4 protein-coding genes and 1 pseudogene are annotated in these 4643 nt (G+C 37.9%); all 5 read right to left on the reverse strand.

What is annotated here, in order from left to right; translation table 11 throughout:
* Window positions 1–190: 190 nt before the first annotated feature.
* On the reverse strand, window positions 191–2233 hold the full coding sequence (locus tag HRT72_09075) for a Na+/H+ antiporter NhaC family protein (protein NQY67858.1): 2043 nt from the start codon (window positions 2231–2233) through the stop codon (window positions 191–193).
* A gap of 157 nt (window positions 2234–2390) precedes the next feature.
* The gene (locus tag HRT72_09080) at window positions 2391–2891 is read right to left on the reverse strand and encodes an electron transfer flavoprotein subunit alpha/FixB family protein (protein NQY67859.1); all 501 of its coding nucleotides are present in this window, start codon (window positions 2889–2891) and stop codon (window positions 2391–2393) included.
* Window positions 2790–3344 (reverse strand): annotated as a pseudogene (locus HRT72_09085) (hypothetical protein). The gene HRT72_09080 and the pseudogene HRT72_09085 overlap by 102 nt, the downstream one beginning before the upstream one ends.
* A gap of 19 nt (window positions 3345–3363) precedes the next feature.
* A complete protein-coding gene (locus HRT72_09090) occupies window positions 3364–4122 on the reverse strand; it encodes an electron transfer flavoprotein subunit beta/FixA family protein (protein NQY67860.1) in 759 nt (252 codons plus the stop codon).
* 58 nt (window positions 4123–4180) lie between these two features.
* Window positions 4181–4643 (reverse strand): aminomethyl transferase family protein (locus HRT72_09095; protein ID NQY67861.1); only part of this gene is annotated, 463 nt, incomplete at its 5' end.

The raw sequence follows: 4643 nt of genomic DNA on the forward strand, positions 1-4643 counted from the left end.
ACACCCCAGCCGCCTTCAGCTTTAATGCCTCGCATTGCTGCCAGGGCTTTAGGCATTCTATGACCTAATCCGTTGCAATGAGGAACTTGGTAAAATCGGTTTGGCGCTGTAATAGGGCCAATCTGGACTTTTTCGAAAAGTATATCGTAATTAGAACTCATTTATTTTGGAAGGATTTTCAATACTCAAATTAACCTTTTTCTATTGGAGAATAGGGGACTTCCTCCACTTTCTTACCGACAAACCGAATTACAGCATATATAGCTGCGGCCCCTAGTGGAAGTGTAATAAAGAATGGTGTTCCATATCCCGCGGGAAGAACTCCAAGTAAACAAGCAATTAGTCCAGCGGTAAAGGTGTATGGCGCCATAGTTCTAACATGTTCAATGTGGTTACATTTACAAGACATGGTACTAAGTATCATTGTGTCAGCTAATGGTGAAGCGTTTTCTCCGCATACAGCTCCACAAAAGACGCATGCAACAACGTTGTAAACCATATCCATACTTTCTGCATGTCCTAATCCTACATCCATACATAGCGTCCACATTGCTGGGGTTGCAAGTGGATGCAATAAGGCCATAACTCCCCAAGAAGATCCGGTGGAAAAGGCAATTATCGCGCATAAGACAAATACTATTGCCGGGAATACGCTATAACTTAAGTTCATTTGAAGAAGAAGACTACTAATATATTCAGCGGTGTGCATGTCGCTAACCAGACTGCTCAGTGCCCATGCCAGTACTAGCATTACTAACGCGTCATAAAATAATCTTTGACCAGTAAAGGCGGCGCCAATTGCTTCTGAAAGAGTCATGATTTTTTGACCAACATACATTAGGATTGCAATACCAGTACTAGAAAGTGTTGCCCATAGTAGAGCAACGTAAGAGTCGGATTGACCAATTATTGTTGAAAGCTTAACAGTAAAGGATAGACTGTCATCATTCCATAACGCAGAATCCCATCCTGTATATAACATACCTAATATTATTCCTAATACCATGGTTCCAATTGGAATAATTGCATTTATTAGATTTGGTTTAACTCCAGGAATAGGGGCCATGTCATCTTGTTCATCGGCCTCATTATCATTATCTGATTCTTCGTTAGAACTTCCTAATCTAGCTTTTACTTCCGCGTCATACATTGGTCCAAAATCTCTTCCAGATAGGATAATCGTGAATAAAAAGATTAGTGCAAATATTGGGTAGAACATGTAGGCAAGGGAATTTACCAGAATTGAATAGCCCGATTCAGTGATGCTTTCAACACCAGAGGTGCCATCTTCAATACATGTAATTAAAAAGCCAACCCAAGTGGTTATTATTGTTAGCATAACAACCGGTGAAGAAGTACAATCAACAATATAGGCCATTTTTTCTCTAGAGATTCTCATCTTATCTCCAATTCTTCTCATTGTGTTTCCTGTGATTAAACAATTTGTATAATCATCGAAGTAAACAGCAATGCCCATTATCGCAGTAGTAAGCTGGGTGGATTTTGCATTCTTCGCGTATTTGGAAAGCGTATTAATCATTGCGCTCATACCTGCGCTTCTAGCTACTAAACAAATAGTAGCTCCAATAAGGAAAGAGAATGCGAGAATTTGTGCCCTATATAAGTCAAATACTTCATACATGATATAGGTATCTAATACAGTAAGTGGTGCTGCTATAATACCAATTAATCCACTGGAGTAATAAGCTGAGATAGCTACTCCGACAAACATTCCCATAAAAAGGGAGGATATCACTTCCTTTAAAAACATGGCCATTAGAATGGCGACTAATGGAGGAAGTATAGATGTCCAAATTGGAATTGGGTTTATTGTTTCTTCAAACGAAGCACCGGCAGCTTGAATTGTAACTTCTGTTGTTTCTTCGAATTTTAATTCAAACGTGCCTTCATAGAATTCACCATCTCCCCATCCTTTAAAAAGGTCTCCTTTTCTTATTCCTAAAGTAGAGCTTGGCCGAAATCTTTCGATCTCAACAATTTGATCTTTCCCGTTGATATTTACTTTTAGTTTGCCATCTTCTATTGTCGTTCCAATTTGAGCGGGAAGACGAATGCCAATTTCGTAATCGAACCCTTCCATAATAACACCAGGCCAAATGATTTCTATGTCTGATGAAGAGCTAAATCCTCCAGCAAACCCATTAATAGTGGATAGTAGAAGAGAAGCTACAAGGAATAAATGAAAAAAGAATTTATTATGGGCTTTAGCCATTAACTTAATGTTATTTGGTATAGCTAATTAAGGTAACCTTAGTACTTCATCCAAATATGTTTAAGTCATAATATTAACAGTTGTTAACATATAAACATAGAGCAAAAAAAAACGCCGCTCATTTGAGCGGCGTTTTAATTCGATAAGAAAATGGAGTCTATCCTAATTTCTCTTTGAATGCTTTCGTAAGTGCTGGTACAACTTCGAAAAGATCTCCAAGTACACCGTAATCACAGTTACTGAAAATAGGAGCGTCTTTATCCGTATTAATTCCAACAATCACTTTAGAAGTTTTCATGCCTGCAAAATGTTGAAGAGCACCAGATATACCACAACCAATGTATAAGTTAGGGCTTACAGTTTTACCTGTTTGTCCAACTTGCATTGCATGAGGAGCATATCCTGAATCAACAGCAGCTCTTGATGCGCCAACAGCAGCACCAACAACCTCTGCACATTCTCTAATAATAGAGAAGTTATCAGCAGATTCTAAAGAACGTCCACCAGTAATTACAATCTTAGCTTCTGTTAATTCAACAGTTTTAGATTCAACTTTCTTAACCTCTGTAATTTTAACTCTTCCAGCTCCACCAACAGGTGCTTGGAAAGATTCAGTAGCAGCATCTGTACCAGCTTCAACAGCTTCAATAGCGTTCATTCTGATTCCAATTACAACTACGTCACCAGATAAACCTATGCTAGCAAAAGTTTTACCTGAAAAATGTGATTTTGTTACTGTCTTAGCGTTGATGTCTAATCCCATAACATCTAAGATAGCAGGAGCATCTAACTCAGCAGCAGCTCTAGCCAATTGATCTTTACCTTTTGCAGTGCTTAATCCAATTAGTGTTTCAATTCCAAAGTTTTTAACAGCCTCAGCAATTGCTTTTCCTTGTGCTTCTGGATCAGAATCAACTGCAGTATCAGCAGTTACATGTACAATTTTAGTTGCACCGTATTTTTGAACTGCATCTTTACAATCAATAGCATTATCGCTAACAATTAATGCGATTTTTTCGCCAGTACCAGTACCAGCAGCAGTGATTACACCGTAATTGGTTTCTTTTACCTGTCCGTCTTGAACATCGATAAGTATACCTATATTTCCCATAATAATTTAGTTATGAATGCTAAAGTACTTTAGCCTCGTTTATTAGTAAATCAACCAATTCGTTAGCCATTGACTGTGCATCTCCTGTAATCATTTTAGCAGCACCTCTTTCTGGAGCACTTTCTAAATTAGTAACAGTTGTTTTTCCAGCAGCATCAATACCAAGATCGCTCAATGGAATTTGCTTGATCTCTTTTTTCTTAGCTTTAAGAATGTCTGGTAATTTGGGATATCTAGGCTCGTTTAGTCCTTTAGTAGCACCAATTACACATGGAAGAGATACAGAGATTACTTCTCTAGTACCACCTTCTAATTCTCTTTCGATAACAGCTTCCGTTCCAGTAATAGTCATTGCAGCAACTTCAGAAACAACTGGAAGGCCTAAACCTTTAGCAATTCTGTAATGTGTTTGCATTCCTTCACTGTCAACAGATTGTTTTCCGCAAAGTACAATACCTGGCTCACCATCCGCTTGGATAGCTTTAACAATAGCTTGAGCAGTAACACCACTAGAGATGAATTGTTCTCCAACAGTTACAAGAATACCTCTTGTAGCACCCATCGCTAATGAAGCTCTCATTGTTCCAGCAGCAGACTCTTTACCTACACAAACAACAACAACATCGTCACCATCGGCCAATTTAAGACCTTCTTCTACAGCAAACTCATCGTAAGGATTTACAACAAATTTTACTGATTCATCATAAGCTGTGCTGCCTTCTAGCGTAATTTTTGCTGCGGTATTTGGCACGTGCTTTATACAAACGTATACTTTCATGATTCTTTATTCTTATAAATTTATTTGGATTGTGAATTTACTTTTTTAATAATTACTGTTACTTCTTAACGTTTTCACTTTTCGGATCGTAAGGAGGGAACATATATACTTTAATAGGATATAATTTTCCTTCTACTTTGATCTCGTACTTTGCGTCATTAATAAAGTCCTTTGTGATTTTCTTTTCATCATCGTGAACATAAAACATACCCATTGATCCTCCCATCGTGTAGGAATAAGCACCGTGTGTGTTTTCTCCATGTAATTCACCATTTCTATAAACTGGTTCATCATGATAAATCATTACTTCAGGATCTTCAACAACAAAGTTTACTAATCTTCTTCTATGACCTCTTTCTTTTTGGGCAACTAAGGCATCTCTACCAATAAAGTCACCACAGTTATAGTTTACTGCGAAACCAAGTGATGCTTCAACAGGAGTGTCATCAGGAGTAATATCAGAACCCCAGTGCTTGTATCCTTTTTCTAATCGACCACAATCAACAGCGTGCATACCTACT

This window comes from Flavobacteriales bacterium, from assembly GCA_013214975.1.
GTDB lineage: Bacteria > Bacteroidota > Bacteroidia > DT-38 > DT-38 > DT-38.